This window comes from Devosia sp., from assembly GCF_024707125.1.
In the GTDB taxonomy this organism is placed as follows: domain Bacteria; phylum Pseudomonadota; class Alphaproteobacteria; order Rhizobiales; family Devosiaceae; genus Devosia.
This window is the reverse complement of the sequence record NZ_JANQAH010000009.1, coordinates 883,550-904,264: the sequence shown is the minus strand read 5'-3', so window position 1 is coordinate 904,264 and position 20,715 is coordinate 883,550. Positions and strand designations below refer to the sequence as shown.

Here is a 20,715-nt window from a genome sequence, read left to right as displayed (position 1 = left end):
GTGAAGTTCTTTTTCACTGTCAATCGCTTTTTTCGATTTTCTTTTCGGTTCGTTTTGAACTCACCGAGGAGAATTTCGAAGTCACCTCTAAGTCAGATTGCTCTTTCTTTTCAGTGGCTTGCCGCAGTTCGTTTCGCCGTTTGGCGCCTCGCTCTGCAGCGGTGAGCGGGGTTATAGGGATGACCTTTGGGGCTGTAAACCCCCTTTTCCAAACTCCATGACATTTCTGTCGTTCTTGGTGGGGTGGTACTGTGGATATCTAGGTGCAAGTCCCCAGAAAACAAGGGGTTTGACCGCTTGATCGATTTTTTTGGCTGCTCCTGCCAATCAGGACGGCAGGCCTGTGTAATTCTCGGCAAGGCTTTGCTGCGCCGCATGCGAACTGCACAGATAGTCGAATTCGGCCCGCTGGATGCGCCGGCCAAAGGCGCCGGTTTCCGGGAAAGTGTGGAGGAGCGAGGTCATCCACCAGGAGAAGCGCTCGGCTTTCCAGATGCGCTGCAGGACTTTTGCCGAATAGGCGTCAACGCCGGCTTGGGATTTTTCGATTGTCGCCTCTATGAGGGCATCGGCCAGGGTGGCGACGTCGCTCATGGCGAGGTTGAGGCCCTTGGCACCCGTGGGCGGGACGATGTGGGCAGCGTCGCCTGCGAGGAAGAGACGGCCAAAACGCAGGGGTTCGGCGACGAAGCTGCGGAGTGGGGCGATAGACTTCTCTATGGAGGGGCCAGTTTTCAGGGCTTTGGCGGTTTCGGGATTGAGGCGGAGACGCAGCTCGTCCCAGAAGCGGGTGTCGGACCAGTTTTCTACGTTTTCGTCGGCCGGGACCTGCACGTAATAGCGGCTGCGGGTGTGGGAGCGCTGGGAGCAGAGGGCGAAGCCGCGGGCGTTGTGGGCGTAGATAAGTTCATCGGCGACCGGGGGTTGATCGACGAGAATGCCAAGCCAGCCAAAGGGATAGATACGCTCGAAGGTGGTCAGCGCCTTTTCCGGGACGCTTTGGCGGCTAACGCCGTGAAAGCCGTCGCAGCCGGCGATGTAGTCGCAGTCGATGCGATGGGTGATGCCACCCTTCTTATAGGTGACGTGGGGTGAGTGACCATCGAAGTTGTGGAGTTCGACGTCTTCGGCTTCGTAGATAGTGGGGGCTTTTCTCACGTTCATGAGGTCGCGGGTGACCTCGGTCTGGCCATAGATCATGACGTGGCGGCCGATAAGCTTTGTGAAATCAAGGCGGTGGCGATCGCCGTCGAAACTGAGTTCGATTCCGTGGTGGATAAGGCCTTCGGCGTGGAGGCGGGTGCTGGCCTCGGCGCGGTCCATGAGGTCGACGGTGCCCTGCTCCAGCACCCCTGCCCTGATGCGGCCGAGGACGTAGTCGGGGCTTTTGCGCTCGAGGATTATGGCATCGACACCCGCCAGTTCGAGCAGGCGCCCCAGCATCAGGCCTGCGGGCCCGGCGCCGATAATGACAACATTGGTACGCAAAGTGTTCCCCTCTCGTTACCGCCATCATCCGCCTTTCGGCGATTTGGTGAATGGACAGGGTGCGCAATGACTTGCACTATCCGAACATGAGCACGATCCCCGTCTATGCGCTTTACGGCGAACAGGTCGCGACACAGGACTGGCTGCACTGGGAGAGCATCCAGTCGCGCAGTCGGCTCTATGGCTACAAAATAGCGCCGCACCGGCATGAGCAGTTTTTCCAGGTGCTGCACCTCACGGGTGGCTGGGCCGGGGTGACGCTGGATGATGGCAAGTTCGACATCAGGCGCGAAGGCGTGGTCGTGGTGCCGGCGCTGACGGTGCACGGTTTTGCGTTCAGCGATGATGTCGAGGGGATCGTCGTTACGCTGATGGAGCGCGATCTTGTCGGGCTGGGGCTGGAGTTGCCGGGGCCGATGGTTTTGCCGGGGGCGTCGTTCGAGGTGGGCGAGGCGCTGGATCGGTTGATTGCGGAGGCGGATCGACCGGGGGCAGGCCACGAGGCGGCGATGCGAGCGCTGCTTACTTTATTGCTGGTGGCCCTTGCGCGGGCGCAGCGCGAGGGACGGCCGGAAGGCGAAGTGGCCGATCGGGCCTTGCTGCATGCCAAGGCGTTTAGGACGCTGGTGGACCACCAGTTTCGGCAATCGCGCAAGATTGGCGACTATGCCGATCAATTGGGGATCAGCCAGACGCATCTCAATCGGGTGAGCCGGGAGGTGTTGGGGGCTTCGGCGCTGGAGGTGATCGAGCGGCGGATTGCGCTCGAGGCGCGGCGGATGCTGCTGTTCTCGTCGCTCTCGATCAAGGAGATCGGGGCGGAGCTGGGCTATGAGGACCCGGCGTATTTTTCGCGGGTGCTTACACGGGTGCTCGGGATGTCGCCGGCGGCGTTTCGGAAAGAGGCGATGGAGCGATAGGCCCGACGGGCATCGGTCCTTTGCTCCCTCTCCCTTTGGGAGAGAGGGTTTGGGGTGTGGGGGCCTTGCTTGCAGTAGCGATTGCAGCAAGGCGCCCTCACCCGGCGCTTTGCGCCGACCTCTCCCCCGAAGAGAGAGGTGAAGAGATCAGATCGGGTAGTGGATGTGTTCGGCGCCCTGGACGGTTATCCAGCGCAGTTCGGTGAATTCGGCGATGCCGGCCTTGCCGCCGAAGCGGCCGTAGCCGGAGGCTTTTACTCCACCGAAGGGCATCTGGGCTTCGTCGTGCACGGTGGGGCCATTGATGTGGCAGATGCCGGACTCGATGCGGGAGGCGACCGACATGGCGCGGGTGAGGTCCTTTCCGAAGACGGCAGCGGCGAGGCCGTATTCGGTGTCATTGGCGACGCGGATGGCTTCTTCGGTGCTGGCGACGCGGATGACGGCGACGACGGGGCCGAAGGATTCGTCGCGATAGAGCTTCATGCCGGGGGTGACGTTGTCGACAACGGTTGCCTGCATGATGGTGCCATCGATGCCGCCACCGGCGACGACGCGGGCGCCCTTGGCGACGGCATCCTTGATGAGTGCGTCGATGCGCTGGGCGGCTGAGAGATCGACGAGGCAGCCCAGGGGAGTGTCGCCCTTGCGCGGATCGCCGGCCTTGAGGGAGGCAGCCTTGGTGGCGAGAGCGGCGACGAACTCGTCGGCGATCTTGTCGTCGACGACCACGCGTTCGGTCGACATGCAGATCTGGCCCTGGTTCATGTAGGCGCCAAAGGCGGCTGCGGCGACGGCCTCGCCGATATCGGCGTCATCGAGGACGACGAAGGGAGCCTTGCCGCCGAGTTCGAGGAGTGCGGGTTTCAGGTTGCGCGCGGCGACTTCGGCGATGTGGCGGCCGACGCGGGTGGAGCCGGTGAAATTGACGCGGCGCACGCCCTTGTGGGCGATAAGCGCTTCGACGAGTTCGGGCGCATCGGCCGGGGCGTTGGAGACGACGTTGAGAACACCCTTGGGGAGACCGGCTTCAAAGAGCGCATCGGCGATGAGGCGATGGGTGCGCGGGCAGATTTCGCTCGACTTGAAGACGACAGTATTGCCGCAGGCGAGTGGGGTCGCGAGCGAACGGACGCCGAGAATGACCGGGGCGTTCCAGGGGGCGATGGAGAGGACGACGCCGGCGGCCTGGCGGATCCCATAGGCCGTGGAGCCGGGGCGGTTCGACGGGATGATTTCGCCAGTGATCTGGGTCGTCAGGCTTGCGGCTTCGCGCAGCATGTCGGCGGCGAGCATGACGTTGAAGCCGGCCCAACCGGCCGTGGCGCCGGTTTCGTGGCCCATGGCCTCGATGAATTCGGGGGCTTTGGCGGCGAGCTTGTCGGCGGCGGCGAGGAGGATTTTGCGGCGGGCGCCTGGGCCGGTGCGGCTCCATTCGGGGAAGGCGGCAGTCGCAGCGTCGGCGGCGCGCAGCGCGTCATCGACCGTGGCGGCGGCGGCGCGGGTGGCCAATTCGCCGGTGATGGGATTGTTGCGGGTAAAGGTCGCCCCGCCGGTGGCTTGGACTTCCTCGTTGTTTATGAGCAGGCCGAGATCGGTCATGCGGGGTCTCCGATGTGGTTATTCTTGGGATTGAGTGTGGGGCGACACCCCCACCTAACCTCCCCCTCAAGGGGGAGGGATTGGATCGGGTTTGTGGTGAGAACTGGTCTCGCCAAGTTCACGATGTCATCCCCGCGAAAGCGGGGACCTCCGTTTTCAAACAGGGGTTCCCGCTTTCGCGGGAATGACACCGAGCGTGGGTGGGGAATGGTGCTCATGCCACCGCCCCGAGGAATGCGCGTTGTACGGCCGGGTCGGCGCGGAGGCTGTCTGCCGTCCCTGCCCCGGTGATGCGGCCGGCTTCCATGAGGTAGCCGCGTTGGGCGATGGCGAGGGAGGCTTTTACGTTTTGCTCGACGACCAGCATGGCGATGCCGGTTGCGCTGATGCGGCCGAGGGCGGTGAAGAGTTCCGAGGTGACGATGGGTGCGAGGCCGAGGCTTGGTTCGTCGAGCATGAGCAGTTTTGGGCAGCTCATGAGGGCGCGGCCGATGGCGACCATTTGCTGTTCACCGCCGGACATGGTGCGGGCGATCTGGCTTTGGCGTTCTGCAAGGCGCGGGAAAAGGTCGAGGACGAGATCGCGCTGACGCTTTTCGTGCGGACGCGCATGGGGCGGGTGGGCGCCGAGCTGCAGATTTTCGGCGACGGTGAGATCGCCAAAAATGCCGCGGCCTTCGGGGACGAGGGCAATGCCCAGCTCGGGAAAATCATGAGCGGGGCGGCCGAGGATTTTTTTGGTCTCGAAGGTGAGGTCGGCGCCGGGTTCGGGGCGGACCAATCCGCCGAGAACTTTGAGGAGCGAGGATTTGCCGGCACCATTGGCGCCGAGGACGACGACGGTTTCCGCCGGCGCGATGGAGATGCCGACGCCGTGGAGGGCGAGGTGTTTGCCATAGCGCAGAGCGACATTGGTCAGTTCAAGCATGGTCGTCTCCGAGATAGGCGCGGATGACGGATTTGTCGGCCAAGACGTCTGAAGTGGGGCCATCGGCGAGGCGCGAACCGGTGTTCATGACGATGCAGCGGGTGCAGAGCGCCCGCACCGCATCCATAACGTGTTCGACGAGCAGAATGGTGATGCCGCTTTGTCGCAGGCGGGTGATGAGGTCGATGCCGGCGCGTAGTTCCGTCGGGTTGAGGCCGGCGAGCCATTCGTCGAGCAGCAGCAGTTTGGGCTCGGTGGCGAGGGCGCGGGCCAGTTCCATGCGCTTGAGGTCAATATAAGTGAGATTGCTGGCCCGTTCGTGCTGGCGGCCGGCAAGGCCGACGCTTTGCAACAGATTCTCAATCCTGGCTTCCGCTTCGTTGCCCCAGAGGGGGCTTTGCGGAAGGCCAAGGCAGCGAGGACGTTTTCGCCGACTGTCAGGGATGGCAGCGCGCGGACCAATTGAAAAGTGCGGGCGACGCCGCGATGGGCGATGCGCTCGGGGCCCAATGTGCTGATGGTGGTGCCATCAAGCGCGATGGTGCCCGACGTGACGGGCAGATAGCCCGAGATCATATTGAGCGCTGTGGTCTTGCCCGAACCGTTGGGGCCGAGGAGGCCGACGGTCTCGCCTGCGGTCAGGGTGAAGGAGAGATCATTGACCGCGGTGAGGCCGCCAAAACGCTTGGTGACATTGGAGAGAGTGAGAAGGGTCATGCTGATGCCTCCTTGTTCTTGAAGCGGGCGGCAAACTTGTCGGCCGCCGCGAGGACACCATTGGGCAGGAGGAAGACGATGGCGATGAAAAGCAGGCCCAGGATGATGGAGTAGTGGTTGGGGAAATTGGCCGAGAGCCATTCGAAGAGAAGGAAGAGCGGCACGGCGCCGAGAAGGGGCCCGAAGAGTCTGTTGGGGCCGCCGAGGAGGGCCATGATGACGGTGAGGAAGCTGACCGTCGGATTGAAGACGATGGATGGCTCGATATAGGTCCAGCGGGGAGCCTGGATGGCGCCGGCGAGGGTCATGACCACGGCGCTTAGAGAGAAGAGCGCGAGTTTGGTGCGCGTGATGCCTATGCCGAGGTGGGAGGCGACAACGGGATCATCGCCGATAACGCGGAGGGCGAGACCGATCTTGGCGCGGCTGATCCAGAAGGCCAGAGCGAGGGTGACTGCGAGGAGACCGAGGAGCTGCCAATAAATGTGTTCGGGGCCGATGGGCAGGAAGACATAACGGCCAAGGGTGCGCGTGACGTTGACCTCATAATAGGTGACGAGCTGGCGCACGAGTTCGGCGAGGCCGAAAGTGAAGATGACAAAGTAGATGCCGGCGAGGCGCAGGGTGGCGAGGCCGACGAGAACAGCGACGACGAGGCCGATCAGCGCGGCGCAAAGGAGCACCAGCGGATAGGGCATGAGATCGGCGAGGACCGCGACCGTGTAAGCGCCGATGCCGAAGAAGGCGACGGTGGCGAGAGAGATATAGCGCGTCGGGCCGGAAAAGAGGGCCCAGGCAGTGGCGAGGGTGGCGTAGCCCAAAATGCCGATGCCCAAGCCGAGCGGATAGGCGCCGACGAAGAAGGGAACTGCAGCAAGAGCCGCGAGCGCGACAAGAGGGGTCAAAAGTTTCATCGGGCGGCCTTTCCGAAGAGGCCCTGTGGCCGGACGACGAGCACGGCGAGGAAGATGAGATAGGTGGCGGCCAGGGTGAGGCCGGGATCGATGAAGCTCGAAACGAGAGTTTCGACGACACCAAGAATGAGGCCGGCGGCGAGCGCGCCGAGGAGATTGCCGACGCCGCCCATGATGACGACGATCAGCGCCTTCATGGTGAAGATGACGCCCATGGTGGCAGAGAAGGTCAGATACATGGAGACGACGACGCCACCGGCCGCGGCGAGGCCGCCGCCCAAAGCAAAAGCGAGGCGGGCGACGTGATCGACATTGATGCCGACCAATGGGGCGGAGCCAGGATTGGCGGCGACGGCGCGAATGACGGTGCCGAAGCGGGTGCGGGTGAGGAGGAGCCAGAGGCCGACGCCGAAGAGGACGGCGAGCGCGAAGGCGAGGAGACGGTTGGCGGCGATAGTGGTTCCGAGCACGTCTATGGGGACGGCGAGGAAAGAATAGCTTTGGTAATTGGCGCCGAAGAGGACGAGTGCGACGCCCTGGATGACGAAGAGGAGGCCGAAGGTGGCGAGGATGGAGTCACCCTCGAGACGGTCGCGATTGGGCGAGCGGCGGGCGAGTGGCTGGAGCATCAGGGCATAGACGAGCCAACTGAGGGCGAAGCCGAGGGGGACGACTATGAAGAGGGCGATGAGCGGATTGATGCCCGCGGCGGTGAAGAGGAGCATGGCGCCAAAACTGCCGGCGATGATGAGATCGCCATAGGCCAGGTTCATGATGCGGGCGACGCCGTATTGAAGCGTGAGGCCCATGGCGATGAGCGCATAGGTGCCGCCGAGGACGAGGCCGGTGAGGATGGCGCTGAAGAGCATTTTTGCTCCTGAATAGAGTGTGGGCGTGGTTTGAGTGTCGGCGATTGCCGACACCCCCACCCTTCCTCCCCCATCTAGGGGAGGTGTTGCATCGAGTATGGGGCACCATCGTGCGTCGCGCACAGTCCCTGCACCTCCCCCTAGATGGGGGAGGCTGGGAGGGGGTGAACCGGTGCTTTCTTAGCTCGCGGGAACCCAGGCCGGCTTCGGCACGACCGGTTCGCGGGCGGCTTTGCCTTCGGTGTGGGCGAGGCCGACGAATTTGCCGTCTTGCCACTGGCCGACAGTCCACAAGGCGCGGAGCTGGTTGTCGACGAGTTTGACCTTACCGAGGATCGTGTCGAATTCGCCCGAGGCGATTTCGGCTGCGACCGCTGCCTTGTCGAGATCGCCGACGCGGGTGATGGCCTGGCCCAGAATTTCGAGGCTGGCATAGGTGACGGCGCTGGCCCAGCTATCGGGCGCCTGGCCGACAAGGGCGGTGTGGCGCTCGAAATAGGCAGCGATCGCTTCGCTATCGGGGTCGATGCCGCCAACGCCCATGACGCCATTGTGGTTGGGACCGGCGACATTGGGGTAGATCGGGAAGGCGGTGCCGACGCCGAGATAGAAAATCTTCGGGCTGAAATTGGCGACGACCGATTGCTGGGTCAGCGCGAAAGTGTCGGGCGGATAGGAGAAGGCGACGAAGGTATCGACGCCGAGGCCGGAGACTTCATTGATGATGGGGGCGAAGTCGGACGTGCCGAGCGGATAGGTCTTGTCATAGACGAGCTCGAAGCCGGCGGCCTGGAAGGCGGGCGTCGCGGCCTTGGAGAGGTCGATACCAAAACCGTCTGCGACCGAGGCAATGGCGACCTTGTTGTTGATCGCTCCCGCATCACGCTGCTTGACGAGGAGGTCAACCAGCGCATTGGCATAGTCGTGACCGCCGCCGAGGAACCAGAAAGAGTTCTTCCAGCGCTGGACCAGTTGCGGGGCCATGTCGGTGACGGCGGTGCCGGCGAGCTGGGGAAACTGGAAACGGTCGAAGGTTGGGCCGGCGGCAAGGTTGGAGCCGGTGCCCCAGCTGGGCAGGATGAAATCGACATTATCCTGGGTGGCGAGGCGCTCAATGGCGCGGACGGTTTCTTCGGCGGAGGAACGGTCGTCGTATTCGGTGACTTCGAGGGGCAGCGTGACGCCGAGCTTGGACAGCTCGAGGCCGCCGGCCTTGTTCACGTCATCGACCCAGAGAAGATAGTTCGGAATGGTCGAGATGCCGGCGCCGCCAGCATTGGCGCCGGTCTTCGACACGGCATAGCCGATGCGGATAGCGGTGCGATCCTGCGCAAAAGTGGGCAGGCTGGCGAGAGCCGAGGCGAGCGCACCGGCACCCATGGCCTGCAATAGCGTTCTACGAGACAGATCAGTCATGTCGTCCTCCCATGCCCGCTCCCGGCGGGCGTTCCCAAAATTCGGTTCCGGACCCCTGCCTTGGCGGCACTTTTGGGTGTCCGGTTCCGACCCTGAGGAAACGCTAGGCCGGGTTTGACCCAAGCGAAATGGACAAAACTGAGAGAGTTTTGTATTTTTAGCGGCGTTTTTGGGGAGAGGAACGTGCATCAAGCTATAGCGCAGGGCGCGCGCGTCGAGGGGCCGGATGTTGAGGTGACTGACCTTACCGGCAGTCTTGGACCGTCGGAATGGAGTTTTGCCGGAGACCGGGCGCGACGCTCGGCGCATGGGTTTTTGCTCAATGCCGGCGAAGGTGAGGTGCGGTTGGGGGATACCGTTACCGCCGTCCGGGGACCGTGTCTGATCTGGCTGCCCGGTGGGCGAGGCGGGCAGGTGCGGCTGGCGGCGGGCGCGCGCGGGGCCGCGTTGACGGTTTCGGACGGGGCGCTGGCGCGAGTGGTGCCGGCCACCGCCATTGCCGGACCGCTGCGCGAGGGCATGGAAAGACCGCTGCTCGGCGTACCGCTCGATAGCAAGGCGGCGCGGGGGATTGGCGCGGATATTGCGGCGCTAAGCGAGGAATTGTTTGAAGACCTGCCGGGGATGCGCGAGGCGGTGATGAGCCGGCTTTGCCTGGTGCTCATTGCCTTCTGGCGATTGGGCGGCGGGGGGACGCGGCCGGCGCAGAGTTCGCCGCGTATGCTGGTGCAGGGTTTTCTGCAGCTGGTGGAGCTCAATGCGCGACGGCATTGGCGGGTGGCCGATTATGCGCGGGCGATGGGGATTACGACCGATCGGTTGAATACGGCGATCAAGCGGGCGACGGGGGCGACGCCGCTTGATCTGGTACATCGGCGACTGCTGGAAGATGCGGAGGCCTTGCTGGAGCGCTCGGCGCTACAAGTGGGGGAAGTGGCTGATGCCTTGGGGTTTCGCGATGCGGGCTATTTCAGCCGGTTCTTTTCGCAGCGGAAGGGGATTTCGCCGGGACGTTTTCGGCAGCAGGCAGCGCAGAGGCTGGGGCGGCGGGATGGGTCCTATGCGGCCTGGCCGTGACGTGGGCGGTAGTTACGCCCACTGCAAAACTATGCATAAATTAACAATTGAGGTTCAGCATCAAATCATCGGCACGGAGTGTCTTGATGTTGAAGCTACTGGACTGCATTGTACTAGAGCACGACACAGTAACTTTTCTTCTTGCAGCAATAATCTGCTTATCCTCGATGCAGGTCATGTTCCTGCTGCTCCGGCGCGTTGATGAATGCGCGGAGGCCCGAAAACCCCTGTGGCTGATTGCAGCCGCCAGCGTGGGCGGCCTGGGAATATGGGCGACGCATTTTGTCGCCATGCTGGCCTATCACGGTTCGATTGCGGTGAATTTCGACTGGCTGGTGACCGGGCTTTCGGCCCTGGTGGCCGTGGGCGGCGTTCTGGAAAGCCTGCGGCTGGCCAGCCGGAAATCGCTCGTCGGTTCGATCCTCGCGGCCGTGGTCCTCGCGGGCACCGTGGCGGCGATGCATTTCCTGGGCATGATGGCCATGCAGGGACTGACGCGGCAGGAATATGATTTTTCGATGCTGATCGGCGCAGCCGTTTTTGCGGTCGGCGCCTTCTGGCTCGCCTATGTCGGACAGCGGAGCGGCATCAGGGGGCTGCGGCAGGTGGCGCCGGGACTTCTCGTTTCGGCCGGTATCGTCGTGCTGCATTTTTCTGACATGGCCGCCTCGAGCTTTGTCGTCGATGCCACCGTTTCGGCCCATGGCGCGGACGATGCGAGCCGCATCTGGCTCGTGGGCGCCATTTGCGCGATTGCCGCGATTTCGGCCTGCGGCAGTGTGGCGGCCGTGGTGCTCGACCGCTACCTCACCGACCTGCGCGGCATGACCGAAGCCTATATCGAGGGCGTGGCCATAGTGCGGGACAATCGCATCATCGACCTCAATGCGCGGTTTCGCGATATCGTGGCTTTCGACGGCGCGGTTTCGGCAATGACCGGCATGGACCCGGAAAAGCTGCTGCTGCCCGTCGATGGGCAGAAGGTTTTGGGCAATCGCGAGGGCATTGCCGAGGCGACCCTGGTGAATGGCCCGCAGGAACGGAGCCTGGAATTCGCGGTTCGCACCGTGGAATATCGGGGGCGACCGACGCAGGTTTTGGCGGTGCGCGACCTGACGGCCACAAGGCAGGCGCAGCGCCAGATCGAACACCTTGCCAATCATGACCCGCTTACAGGGCTCGCCAACCGGACCCTGCTTAACCTGCGTCTTGAACGGGCCATATCGGTGGCCGGTCGCGCCGATGCGTCGCTGGCCGTGATGGCGCTCGACCTCGATCGCTTCAAGGCAGTGAATGATCTTTTTGGACACAGTGCCGGCGACCAGGTGCTGAGAACCGTCGCTGCGATCCTGCGCGAATGCACCAATGACGTCGATACGGTCGCCCGGATCGGCGGCGACGAATTCATCATCGTGCAGGTGGGCCAGAGCCAGCCCAAGGCGGCCGAGCAATTGGCGAAAAACATCCAGCGCGCTTTCAAGCGCGACTTTAATCCCCATACCAACCCCATGTCGGTCGGGGTCAGTATCGGCGTCGCCCTCTATCCCGACGATGGCGACAATGGGGATGCGCTGCGCCACTGCGCCGATATCGCGCTCTATCGGGCCAAATCCACCGGCCGGGGCATTACGGCCAGCTATTCGACCGAGATGGACCAGGAATTGCGGGAGCGTCGGCGGATGGAAGCCGAACTCCGCCAGGCCATAAGGCGCAAGCAATTGCGCACCGCATTCCAGCCGCTGGTGCGGGCGGAGACGGGTGCGGTCGTGGGCTATGAAGCGCTGTTGCGCTGGCACCATCCGGAACTGGGGGAAGTTCCGCCCTCGGTCTTTATTCCGATCGCCGAGGAGAGCGGGGCCATCAACACGATGGGCGAATGGGTTCTGCGCTCGGCCTGCAGGGCAGCAGCGCAGTGGCGGGAAGAGCTGAGCGTTGCGGTCAATGTTTCGGCCGTGCAATTCCGTCGCCGCAATTTTGCCGATCGCGTCTTTGCGGTGCTGGAGGAAACGGGTCTTGCTGCGCATCGGCTGGAGCTCGAAATCACCGAATCCGTGCTTTTGCAGGACGAAGCGCTTTCCCGCGAAATGCTTCACGCGCTCAAAGCCCATGGCGTGCGGATCGTCATCGACGATTTTGGCACCGGCTATTCCTCGCTGAGCAATCTGCGAACCTTCCAGTTCGACAAGATCAAGATTGACCGCAGCTTCATTGCCGCCATGTCGGAGGACAAGCATGCGCGCGCCATCGTCCGCTCGATTGCGGATCTGGGGCGCAATATCAATGTTCCGGTGCTGGCCGAGGGGGTTGAGAGCAAGGAGCAGCAGGACATGATCGCAGCCGACGGCTGCACCCATGCGCAGGGCTACTTTTTCGGACGCCCCAGCGAGGTTACCGAGGCGCAGGCGGGGAATGTGGTTTCCCTCGATTCTGCGAAGCGGCGGGCTTAGCGGAAACCCGCAGCCACATTGCGGATGGCCTGCATCAGGGCCGTTGTCGCCAAGGTCGGGATGGTGTCGGCGCGTGTCGTAAAGCCGACGGGACCGGTGGTTTCGCTGGTATCGACGGGTAGCAGGGCCAACTGGTTTTCTTCGACATCTTTTGCCACCACACCTTCGGAAATGATCCAGATGGCGTCGGTCTGCCTGACATAGGAGCGGCCGAAGGCATTGGAGACGGTTTCCACCTCGTCGCGGATGTTGGAAATGCCGTGGGCGAGCAGCATGCGGTCGACATGGTGGCGGATGACCGCGTCGGGCGTGGGCATCAGCACCTGGTAGGGTTCAACCAGGCCGAGGTTGAAATCGCTAACACTGAGGAGCGGATGGTCGGGACGGACGACCATGACGACGCGCTCGGAATAAAGATGCTCGAAGGCGAGGCCGATCATGACGTCGGGCTCGGCCATGCGGCCGATGACCAGATCGACATCGCCGGTGCGGAGAAGCGACAGCAGATAATTGTTGGGGCCGGTGATGATGCGGGTGTGGACGCCGGGAGGATCATCTGCAGTGAAGGCGCTGACGGCAGTCGGCAGAATGCGGGCGGAAACGGTGGGCAGCGCACCGACTTTCACCGTCGTCGCCTCGCCACCGGAGCGGGCGGCATCGATGCCCTGGCGGAGGGCAGCGATGGATGTGGAGGCATAGCGATAAAAGGTTTCGCCGAAGGGGGTGAGGAAGAGCTTTCGGCGGGAGCGGTCGAAGAGGGCGTTGCCGAGGAATTCTTCCAATTCCTGCACGGTCTTGCTGGCGGCGGGCTGAGAGATATTGAGGGCATCGGCGGCGTTGACGACGCTCCTGAGCCGCGCGACTTCCAGAAAGCAGGCGATGTGGCGCAGTTTTATGCGGGGGTCGATGATGCGTTGCGCCAAAAAACTTCCTCCGGTTATGTGACTGGCACTTCGGGGCGCATTTTTTGCGCTTCTTAGGGCCATCGATAAGCCAGAGGTTATAACTCGTCCAGAGCTAATCATTTTACTTGGGGTTTTGGGCTGGTTACACCGACACTGAGAGGGAGGCCCCATGAACTTTGCCCGCATCAATGGCGTGCTGCTGCATTATCGTCTGGCTGGACCCGAAGGGGCGCCGGTGGTCGTGCTCGCCAATTCGCTCGGCACGGATGCGCGCATCTGGGACGGGGTGATTTCGCGGCTGGCCGCGACCTATCGCGTCGTCTCCTATGACAAACGCGGGCATGGGCTGAGCGATATTCCGGCTGGTGACTACACGCTGGATGACCATCTCGATGATCTCTTTGGGTTGGTCGATCATCTGGGCATTGGGCGCTTTGCGCTTGGTGGCGTGTCGATTGGCGGGCTCATCACGCAGGGCGCGGCTTTGCGGGCGCCGGAGCGGTTGACTGCACTGGTGATCTGCAATTCGGCGGCGAAATCGGGCGATCATGCATTCTGGACGGCGCGAATGAACGCGGTGCTGGAGAACGGCGTTGCGTCGATTGCCGATGGCATCATGGAGCGCTGGTTCAGCCCGCAGTTTCGCGCGGAGCGGACCGAGGAATTGGCCGGCTGGCGCAACATGTTTCTGCGCTGCGATGCGCGGGGCTATGCCGCGACCTGCGCAACACTGCGCGATGCCGATCTGCGGGAAAGAGTCTGTGCGATTGCGTTGCCGACGCTGTTGGTGGCGGGGGAGCAGGATCTCGCCATGCCGGTGGCGCAGGTTGAGGCCACGGCCGCAGCCGTTACGGGTTCGCGGTTCGAAATATTCCCCGGCGTGGGGCACATTCCATCCATCGAGGCGCCGGAGAAACTGGCCGGCCTGATGCTCGAATTTTTGAAGGAGGCCGGTCATGGCTGATACGACGCTTTACGACCGGGGCATGGCGACGCGCCGCTCGGTCCTGGGCAATGCCCATGTGGACAATGCTTCGGCGAAAATGACCGAATTCGATGCCGACTTTCAGAGTTTTATTACTGAGGGCGCCTGGGGCTCGGTGTGGTCGCGGCCGGGGCTGAGCAAGCGCGAGCGCTCGATGATCACCCTCGCCCTGCTCGCCGCCTTGGGCCATGATGAGGAGGTGGCGATGCATGTGCGGGCAACTGCCAATACCGGGGCTACGCCCGACGACATCAAAGAAGCGCTGCTGCATGTGGCTGTCTATGCCGGCGTGCCGGCGGCCAATCGGGCGTTCAAGATCGCCCGCGAAGAGCTGGCCAAGCGCAAGGAGGGCGCACAATGAGCGGCATTATTCTGCCCGGCGCCGATGGCGCTCTTTATCAGCGCGACCGCGCCTGGCACCCGGCCGCGGATACGCCGGGATATAAGAGCACGACGTTTCGTGCGCCCAAGCATAGCCTGCTGGCACTGGGGCCGACCAAGTCGGAAATGTCGGGACCGACCTTTGGGCACGAAAAGCTTGGGGCCCTCGACAACGATCTCATCCGCAATTTCAGCCAGGACGGCAGTGATGCCATCGGGCAGCGGATGATTGTTTATGGGCAAGTGCTCGACGAGAATGCGCGGCCGGTGCCCCATACGCTGGTGGAATATTGGCAGGCCAATGCCGGCGGGCGTTACCGGCACAAGAAGGAAGGGTATCTTGCGGCGCTCGACCCCAATTTTGGGGGCTTTGGCCGCTCGATTACCGACGAGAACGGATTTTATCATTTTCGGACGGTGAAGCCGGGCGCTTACCCCTGGCCCAATGGCGGCAATGACTGGCGGCCGGCGCATATCCATTTTTCCGTCTTCGGCCATGCCTTTGCGCAGCGGCTGATTACGCAGATGTATTTTGAGGGCGATCCGATGATCTGGCAGTGCCCGATTGTCGCGACGATCAATGACAAGGCGGCCATCGACCAGCTGACGGCGCGGCTTGATCGGCAGAACACGACACCGATGGATGCGCTGGCCTATCGCTTCGATATCGTGCTGCGCGGGCGGCGTTCGACCATGTTTGAAAATAAGCTGGAGGGGAACTGATGTTGCATCCCGTTCCGACGCTGAAGGAAACTCCGTCGCAGACGGCCGGCCCCTATGTCCATATCGGCATGACGCCGAATTTTTGCGATATCCCGGGTGTCTATGCCACCGACATGGGGTCAACCATGATCAATGGCGAAGTCGAGGGCGAGCGGATTACGCTCAATATCAGGCTGATCGACGGGGCTGGCGTGCCGCTCAATGATGGGCTGGTAGAAATCTGGCAGGCCGATGCCAGCGGCAGCTTTGTTTCGCCGACGGCGCCCAATTCCAATTCCGTGCCGGCCTTTACCGGCTGGGGGCGGCAGCCGGCCAATGGTGATGGCGTCGCGGCGTTTGAAACGATCAAGCCGGGGCGCGTGGCGGGGCCGGACGGGAAGCCGATGGCACCGCATGTGTCGCTCTGGATCGTGGCGCGCGGCATCAATATCGGGCTGCAGACGCGGCTCTACTTTGAGGACGAAGCCGAGGCCAACGAGGGCGACTTCGTGCTCAACAAAATCATGGACAAGCGCCGGCGGCAGACGCTGATTGCGCGGAAAGAAAACGCCGGGCGTTATCACCTCGATATCCATCTCCAGGGGGAGAAGGAGACGGTGTTTTTTGATATTTAGGCTGACATGACCGCCCTCCTCTCTGCCCTCACGGGCGACCCGGAAATCGAAGACCTGCTCTCGGACCAGGCGCAGCTTGGGGCCATGCTGGCTTTTGAGCGCGCGCTGGCGGAGGCGAGTGCGGATTGTGGGTTTGTGTCTGCCGAGGCGGCGGGCGCTATCGTCGCTGCGGCGGCGAGCTTTGAGCCAAATTGGGCGGAGTTGGCCGCGGGCATGGCGCGCGATGGCGTGGTGGTGCCGGCGCTGGTCAAGCAATTGAAGGCGGGGGTTCCGGATGAGCACCGCCCTGCCCTGCATAAGGGCGCGACGAGCCAGGATGTCATTGATACAGCGCTGATGCTGCAGGTGGCAAAGGTGCTTGGGGTCTATGAGACGCGGCTTTCTTCCGTTTTGGCGACGCTGGAAGAACTGGCGCACCTCCATGGTGACAAGCCGCTGATGGCGCATACGCGGATGCAAGGTGGCGCTGCCGACGAGCTGGGGCGCGAAGCTGGCGAGTTGGGGCGAGCCATTGCAGCGGCATCTGCGGGCGCTTGCTGGGATGCGGCGGAGCCTGCTTGTCATTCAGCTCGGCGGACCGGTTGGCGATCGCGGGAGCTTTGAGGGTTTTGGCGACACCATTGCAGCTGGGATGGCGAAGCGGCTTGATTTGGGGCTGGCGACGCCGTGGCAGGCGCAGCGCGATCCGATTGCGGCGCTGGGGAATTTGCTGGCGCTGATCGCCGGGACGCTGGGCAAGATGGGCATGGATGTGGCGCTCTTGGCGCAGAACGAGGTTGCGGCTCTGGCGCTCGAAGGCGGCGGCGGGTCTTCGGCCATGGCGCACAAGAGTAATCCGGTGAATGCCGAGGTGTTGGTGGCGCTGGCGCGGCAGGTGGCGGGGCTTTCGGGCACGCTCAATCAGGCGCTGGTGCATGAGAACGAGCGCTCGGGCGCGGCATGGACGCTCGAATGGCTGACGCTGCCGCAGATGCTGGTGTCGACCGGGGCTAGCTTGCGGTTGGCGCAGAAGCTGGTTGAGCAGATCAGGATCGCTTGAACCCCACCCACCGTGTCATTCCCGCGAAAGCGGGAATTCCTGTTCTGAAACGGAGATCCCCGCTTTCGCGGGGATGACACCGAGAGAAATGGGAAATTCAGTTATCGTGAGAGGCATATTTTGGCACATTGGCCGGATTTATGGCACAATGACATAACCCTCAACCTATACATCGTCCCTACCATTTCATTTCCGTCCGCGGGTTTCCGATGGCAAACATGCTTTTGGCCCCAGCCGAAAAGGACAAGACAATGGACAAGACAGTGCCCGATCTCGCCGCTGCCGTAGCGGGGATTGAGGATGGCATGGTGCTGATGGTGGGTGGGTTTGGCGGCTCGGGCGCGCCCATCGAGCTTATTCATGCGCTGATCGATCGGTTCAAGGCGACGGGGAGTCCGAAAAACCTCACCGTGGTCAATAACAATGCCGGCAATGGGCGCATTGGTATTGCCGCGATGATCGATGCGGGGATGGTAGCCAAAATGGTTTGCTCGTTTCCGCGCTCGGCTGATCCGCGGGCTTTTACGGAAAAGTATCTCGCGGGCGAAATTGCGCTGGAGCTGGTGCCGCAGGGCACGCTCGCCGAGCGCATTCGCGCTGGCGGCGCGGGCATCCCGGCTTTTTATACGCCGGCGAGTTTTGGGACCGACGTGGCCAAGGGCAAGCCGGTGGCCGAGTTCGATGGCAAGAGCTATGTGCAGGAGCGTTGGCTCAAGGCCGATGCGGCGCTGATCAAGGCGGAGCTGGCCGATACGATGGGCAATCTCACCTATCGCAAGGCGGCGCGGAATTTTTCGCCCCTGATGGCGGCGGCGGCAAAGCTGACGATCGTGCAGGCGACAAAAATTGTCGCGCCGGGCGAGATCAATCCCGAACAGGTCGTCACCCCCGGGATTTTCGTGAACCGCATTGTGGAAGTGGCTGACGCGAAGCAGGAAGAGGCGCTGATGCGCGAAGGGGTGGCCTACGCATGAGCCAAAAACTTTCCAACGCACAAATCGCCTGGCGCGCGGCGCAGGACATTGCAGATGGCGCCTATGTCAATCTGGGCATCGGCTTTCCCGAAATGGTCGCGAAATTTCAGCCGCCGGGGCGGCAGGCAATTTTTCATACCGAAAACGGCGTGCTGAACTTTGGCGAGGCGCCGCCGGAGGGTGAAGAGGACTGGGACCTGATCAATGCCGGCAAGAAGGCGATCACGCTAAAACCCGGCGCGGCGTTTTTCCATCATGCCGACAGCTTTGGCATGGTGCGCGGCGGGCATCTCGATGTGGCGATCCTTGGGACCTATGAAGTCGCGGAGAATGGCGATCTCGCCAATTGGTCGACGGGGCCGAAGGGCGTGCCGGCCGTTGGCGGGGCGATGGATCTGGTGCATGGCGCCAAGCGCGTGGCTGTTATCACCGACCATGTGACCAAGGACGGAAAACCGAAGCTGGTGAAGCGGTGTTCGCTGCCACTGACGGGGGTGGGCTGCGTGACGCGGATTTATTCGAGCCTGGCGGTGATCGACATCGAGAATAGCCGTTTCGTGCTGCGCGAGAAATTGCCGTCGATGAGCGTCGAGGAATTGCAGGCGGTGACGGGGGCGGAGCTGGTGCTGCCCGATGTGATTGGCGACCTCGTGGCGCCGGAGGTTTCATAAAATGGCTGAGGCTTTTATCTGCGCATTTAAGCGCACGCCGATCGGGCGGTTTGGTGGGTCGCTGTCTTCCGTGCGGCCGGATGATCTGGGGGCAATTCCGCTCAAGGCGCTGATGGCGGAGCAGACTCAGGTCGATTGGGATGCGGTCGACGACGTCATCTTTGGCAATGCCAATCAGGCGGGCGAGGACAATCGCAATGTCGCGCGGATGAGCCTGCTGCTGGCGGGACTGCCGGTGGGGGTGACCGGGACGACGATCAACCGGCTTTGTGGCTCGGGCATGGATGCGGTCATTGCGGCGGCTCGGGCGATCAAGGCTGGTGAGGCCGACCTGGTGATTGCCGGCGGCACCGAGAGCATGTCGCGGGCGCCTTTCGTGCTGCCCAAGGCGGACACGGCGTTTTCGCGCAATGCGGAGATTTATGACACGACCATCGGCTGGCGCTTCGTCAATCCGGCGATGAAGGCGCTTTATGGTGTCGATTCCATGCCCGAGACCGGCGAGAACGTGGCGCAGGAATTTGGCGTGTCGCGGGACGCGCAGGACGCTTTTGCCGTGCGGAGCCAGGACAAGGCTGTGGCGGCGCAGAAGAACGGGCGGCTGGGCCGGGAAATCGTGCCGGTTTCGATTGCGCAGAAAAAGGGCGATCCGGTTGTCGTCGATACCGACGAGCACCCGCGCGCCGGGACGAGCGTGGAAACGCTGGCGAAGTTGCGCCCGCTTTTTCCCAATGGGACGGTTACCGCGGGGAATGCTTCGGGGGTGAATGATGGGGCGGCAGCGCTGATCATTGCTTCGGAGGCGGCGGCCAGGAAGTATGGCCTCACGCCGATTGCGCGGATTCTGGGTGGCGCTACTGCGGGCGTCGAGCCGCGGATCATGGGCATGGGGCCGGCGCCGGCCAGCAAAAAGCTGTTTGCGCGGCTGGGGCTTTCGGCTGGCGATTTCGATGTGATCGAGCTCAACGAGGCTTTTGCGAGCCAGGGTATTGCCGTGCTGCGCGACCTCGGGATTGCCGAAGACGATCCGCGCGTGAACCCCAATGGCGGGGCGATTGCATTGGGGCATCCGCTGGGGATGAGTGGTGCGCGGATTACCGGGACGGCGGCGCTGGAACTGGCGCTTACGGGCAAGAAACGGGCGCTGGCGACCATGTGTATCGGCGTTGGCCAGGGTATTGCCGTGGGGCTCGAACGGGTCTGAGAGCCGGTTTTTGATAGACTTGCTTTCATCACCTAAGCAATTGCAGTAAGGAAGCGTAAACCTTTTGACGGCAGAAGCCGGCATAGTGATCACAATATGCTTGCGCGGCATGGGAACATTGTTCTGCCATCAAGGCGCCGCGATTTGGGCTTAGATGCCGCAATTGAAGCATCCGCAAAAGGACGAAGGCATGACGGCACGAGCCATACCTCTGGCGGGACTTTTGGCGCTGGCGGTCATCGTCTCGGGCTGCTCCATGTCCGGCATCAAGCCGCTTCCGGGCAATAAATCCGCTTCTGCTGCCATTGCTGCCGCTGCCCCCGTAGCGCCAATGCCGACCCCGGCGGGCCATGTGCCCAAGGCGGCGAATGTGCCGCGCGCCGGTTCAGACCTGCTGCTCGGCTTTGCCGCCAGCGAGCGCGGCTCGCTCGATGGGCTGATTTCCCACTATTCGACCCAATACAGCGTGCCGGAAAGCCTAGTGCGCCGGGTGATCGTACGCGAAAGCGGCTACAATCCGGCGGCGCGCAATGGGCCCTATTACGGGCTGATGCAGATCAGCCACGCCACGGCACGCGGCATGGGTTTTTCAGGTGAAGCCGCGGGCCTGCTCGATGCGGAAACCAATCTGCGTTTTGCCGTGCGCTATCTCGCCGGCGCCTATGTGACGGCGGGCGGCAATCACGACCGCGCCATGCAGCTCTATGCCAGTGGCTATTATTACGACGCCAAGCGCCTGGGCCTGCTCGAAAAGTCTGGGCTGCGCTAAGGCGCTTTTCTCCTTTACCTCCTCTTCACCATGAGTGCTGCCGCGTCACAATTGCGACGCAGCGGGGCTGAA

At 62.7% G+C, this 20,715-nt stretch carries 20 protein-coding genes and 2 pseudogenes; 14 read left to right on the top strand and 8 right to left on the bottom strand.

All coding sequences use genetic code 11. The annotated features are described in order from the left end of the window. A partial coding sequence (locus tag NVV77_RS14440) for a hypothetical protein (RefSeq protein ID WP_295414416.1) occupies positions 1 to 221 on the top strand: 221 nt, incomplete at its 5' end. 106 nt (positions 222 to 327) lie between these two features. Here NVV77_RS14440 and pobA read toward each other — a convergent pair. Beyond that, the gene (pobA, locus tag NVV77_RS14435) at positions 328 to 1,488 is read right to left on the bottom strand and encodes a 4-hydroxybenzoate 3-monooxygenase (RefSeq protein ID WP_295414414.1); all 1,161 of its coding nucleotides are present in this window, start codon (positions 1,486 to 1,488) and stop codon (positions 328 to 330) included. Positions 1,489 to 1,574: 86 nt separating this feature from the next. On the opposite strand from pobA, the gene NVV77_RS14430 reads away from it, so the two are divergent. Then, on the top strand, positions 1,575 to 2,408 hold the full coding sequence (locus tag NVV77_RS14430) for a helix-turn-helix domain-containing protein (RefSeq protein WP_295414412.1): 834 nt from the start codon (positions 1,575 to 1,577) through the stop codon (positions 2,406 to 2,408). A 147-nt stretch (positions 2,409 to 2,555) separates the two neighbouring features. Here the strand turns inward: NVV77_RS14430 and NVV77_RS14425 are convergent, their stop codons facing one another. The 6 genes and pseudogenes from NVV77_RS14425 to NVV77_RS14400 form a co-directional block, all read right to left on the bottom strand. Further along, the gene (locus NVV77_RS14425; protein WP_295414410.1) at positions 2,556 to 4,010 is read right to left on the bottom strand and encodes an aldehyde dehydrogenase; all 1,455 of its coding nucleotides are present in this window, start codon (positions 4,008 to 4,010) and stop codon (positions 2,556 to 2,558) included. A 214-nt stretch (positions 4,011 to 4,224) separates the two neighbouring features. Beyond that, on the bottom strand, positions 4,225 to 4,938 hold the full coding sequence (locus NVV77_RS14420; RefSeq protein ID WP_295414407.1) for an ABC transporter ATP-binding protein: 714 nt from the start codon (positions 4,936 to 4,938) through the stop codon (positions 4,225 to 4,227). Next, positions 4,931 to 5,655, bottom strand: a pseudogene (locus tag NVV77_RS14415) (ABC transporter ATP-binding protein). Before NVV77_RS14415 ends, NVV77_RS14420 begins: the two are co-directional and overlap by 8 nt. Beyond that, positions 5,652 to 6,569, bottom strand: a complete 918-nt coding sequence (locus NVV77_RS14410; protein ID WP_295414406.1) for a branched-chain amino acid ABC transporter permease — start codon at positions 6,567 to 6,569, stop codon at positions 5,652 to 5,654. The pseudogene NVV77_RS14415 and the gene NVV77_RS14410 overlap by 4 nt, the downstream one beginning before the upstream one ends. Then, positions 6,566 to 7,438, bottom strand: a complete 873-nt coding sequence (locus tag NVV77_RS14405; protein WP_295414404.1) for a branched-chain amino acid ABC transporter permease — start codon at positions 7,436 to 7,438, stop codon at positions 6,566 to 6,568. Before NVV77_RS14405 ends, NVV77_RS14410 begins: the two co-directional genes overlap by 4 nt. Positions 7,439 to 7,618: 180 nt before the next feature. Further along, positions 7,619 to 8,854, bottom strand: a complete 1,236-nt coding sequence (locus NVV77_RS14400; RefSeq protein WP_295414402.1) for an amino acid ABC transporter substrate-binding protein — start codon at positions 8,852 to 8,854, stop codon at positions 7,619 to 7,621. 183 nt (positions 8,855 to 9,037) lie between these two features. On the opposite strand from NVV77_RS14400, the gene NVV77_RS14395 reads away from it, so the two are divergent. After that, entirely contained in the window at positions 9,038 to 9,931 is an 894-nt protein-coding gene (locus NVV77_RS14395; protein WP_295414400.1) for a helix-turn-helix domain-containing protein, read from the top strand. A 176-nt stretch (positions 9,932 to 10,107) separates the two neighbouring features. Next, complete coding sequence (locus tag NVV77_RS14390; RefSeq protein ID WP_295414399.1) at positions 10,108 to 12,378, top strand: EAL domain-containing protein; 2,271 nt, start codon at positions 10,108 to 10,110, stop codon at positions 12,376 to 12,378. Here NVV77_RS14390 and pcaQ read toward each other — a convergent pair. Beyond that, a complete protein-coding gene (gene pcaQ, locus NVV77_RS14385) occupies positions 12,375 to 13,289 on the bottom strand; it encodes a pca operon transcription factor PcaQ (RefSeq protein WP_295414481.1) in 915 nt (304 codons plus the stop codon). The two genes, NVV77_RS14390 and pcaQ, sit on opposite strands and share 4 nt — an antisense overlap. A gap of 163 nt (positions 13,290 to 13,452) precedes the next feature. Between pcaQ and pcaD the strand changes: the two genes are divergently transcribed. The 10 genes and pseudogenes from pcaD to NVV77_RS14335 form a co-directional block, all read left to right on the top strand. Further along, positions 13,453 to 14,247, top strand: a complete 795-nt coding sequence (gene pcaD, locus NVV77_RS14380) for a 3-oxoadipate enol-lactonase (protein WP_295414397.1) — start codon at positions 13,453 to 13,455, stop codon at positions 14,245 to 14,247. Beyond that, positions 14,240 to 14,629, top strand: coding sequence for a 4-carboxymuconolactone decarboxylase (gene pcaC / locus NVV77_RS14375; RefSeq protein ID WP_295414396.1), 390 nt, complete (start codon positions 14,240 to 14,242; stop codon positions 14,627 to 14,629). Before pcaD ends, pcaC begins: the two co-directional genes overlap by 8 nt. Beyond that, positions 14,626 to 15,372: a protocatechuate 3,4-dioxygenase subunit beta gene (pcaH, locus tag NVV77_RS14370; RefSeq protein WP_295414395.1), complete on the top strand. Its 747-nt coding sequence runs from the start codon at positions 14,626 to 14,628 to the stop codon at positions 15,370 to 15,372. The genes pcaC and pcaH overlap by 4 nt, the downstream gene beginning before the upstream one ends. Next, complete coding sequence (pcaG, locus tag NVV77_RS14365; protein ID WP_295414393.1) at positions 15,372 to 15,986, top strand: protocatechuate 3,4-dioxygenase subunit alpha; 615 nt, start codon at positions 15,372 to 15,374, stop codon at positions 15,984 to 15,986. Before pcaH ends, pcaG begins: the two co-directional genes overlap by 1 nt. Before the next feature lie 6 nt (positions 15,987 to 15,992). Beyond that, positions 15,993 to 16,589 (top strand): lyase family protein, encoded by a 597-nt coding sequence (locus NVV77_RS14360; protein ID WP_295414391.1) that lies wholly within the window; start codon positions 15,993 to 15,995, stop codon positions 16,587 to 16,589. After that, positions 16,498 to 17,025, top strand: a complete 528-nt coding sequence (locus NVV77_RS14355; RefSeq protein ID WP_295414390.1) for a lyase family protein — start codon at positions 16,498 to 16,500, stop codon at positions 17,023 to 17,025. Before NVV77_RS14360 ends, NVV77_RS14355 begins: the two co-directional genes overlap by 92 nt. A gap of 251 nt (positions 17,026 to 17,276) precedes the next feature. Next, a complete protein-coding gene (locus NVV77_RS14350; RefSeq protein ID WP_295414388.1) occupies positions 17,277 to 17,999 on the top strand; it encodes a 3-oxoacid CoA-transferase subunit A in 723 nt (240 codons plus the stop codon). Next, positions 17,996 to 18,670, top strand: a complete 675-nt coding sequence (locus tag NVV77_RS14345) for a 3-oxoacid CoA-transferase subunit B (protein ID WP_295414386.1) — start codon at positions 17,996 to 17,998, stop codon at positions 18,668 to 18,670. The genes NVV77_RS14350 and NVV77_RS14345 overlap by 4 nt, the downstream gene beginning before the upstream one ends. Before the next feature lies 1 nt (position 18,671). Further along, positions 18,672 to 19,874 (top strand): 3-oxoadipyl-CoA thiolase, encoded by a 1,203-nt coding sequence (gene pcaF, locus NVV77_RS14340; RefSeq protein ID WP_295414385.1) that lies wholly within the window; start codon positions 18,672 to 18,674, stop codon positions 19,872 to 19,874. A 427-nt stretch (positions 19,875 to 20,301) separates the two neighbouring features. Next, positions 20,302 to 20,643: pseudogene (locus NVV77_RS14335) on the top strand (transglycosylase SLT domain-containing protein); the annotation flags it as partial. Between the last annotated feature and the right edge of the window lie 72 nt (positions 20,644 to 20,715).

Excerpts from the sequence above, each read along its gene's own strand:
- NVV77_RS14430 (WP_295414412.1), top strand. The coding sequence starts at position 1,575 with ATGAGCACGATCCCCGTCTATGCGCTTTACGGCGAACAGGTCGCGACA.
- NVV77_RS14425 (WP_295414410.1), bottom strand. The coding sequence starts at position 4,010 with ATGACCGATCTCGGCCTGCTCATAAACAACGAGGAAGTCCAAGCCACC.
- NVV77_RS14420 (WP_295414407.1), bottom strand. The coding sequence starts at position 4,938 with ATGCTTGAACTGACCAATGTCGCTCTGCGCTATGGCAAACACCTCGCC.
- NVV77_RS14410 (WP_295414406.1), bottom strand. The coding sequence starts at position 6,569 with ATGAAACTTTTGACCCCTCTTGTCGCGCTCGCGGCTCTTGCTGCAGTT.
- NVV77_RS14405 (WP_295414404.1), bottom strand. The coding sequence starts at position 7,438 with ATGCTCTTCAGCGCCATCCTCACCGGCCTCGTCCTCGGCGGCACCTAT.
- NVV77_RS14400 (WP_295414402.1), bottom strand. The coding sequence starts at position 8,854 with ATGACTGATCTGTCTCGTAGAACGCTATTGCAGGCCATGGGTGCCGGT.
- NVV77_RS14390 (WP_295414399.1), top strand. The coding sequence starts at position 10,108 with ATGTTCCTGCTGCTCCGGCGCGTTGATGAATGCGCGGAGGCCCGAAAA.
- pcaD (WP_295414397.1), top strand. The coding sequence starts at position 13,453 with ATGAACTTTGCCCGCATCAATGGCGTGCTGCTGCATTATCGTCTGGCT.
- pcaC (WP_295414396.1), top strand. The coding sequence starts at position 14,240 with ATGGCTGATACGACGCTTTACGACCGGGGCATGGCGACGCGCCGCTCG.
- pcaH (WP_295414395.1), top strand. The coding sequence starts at position 14,626 with ATGAGCGGCATTATTCTGCCCGGCGCCGATGGCGCTCTTTATCAGCGC.
- pcaG (WP_295414393.1), top strand. The coding sequence starts at position 15,372 with ATGTTGCATCCCGTTCCGACGCTGAAGGAAACTCCGTCGCAGACGGCC.
- NVV77_RS14360 (WP_295414391.1), top strand. The coding sequence starts at position 15,993 with ATGACCGCCCTCCTCTCTGCCCTCACGGGCGACCCGGAAATCGAAGAC.
- NVV77_RS14350 (WP_295414388.1), top strand. The coding sequence starts at position 17,277 with ATGGACAAGACAGTGCCCGATCTCGCCGCTGCCGTAGCGGGGATTGAG.
- NVV77_RS14345 (WP_295414386.1), top strand. The coding sequence starts at position 17,996 with ATGAGCCAAAAACTTTCCAACGCACAAATCGCCTGGCGCGCGGCGCAG.
- pcaF (WP_295414385.1), top strand. The coding sequence starts at position 18,672 with ATGGCTGAGGCTTTTATCTGCGCATTTAAGCGCACGCCGATCGGGCGG.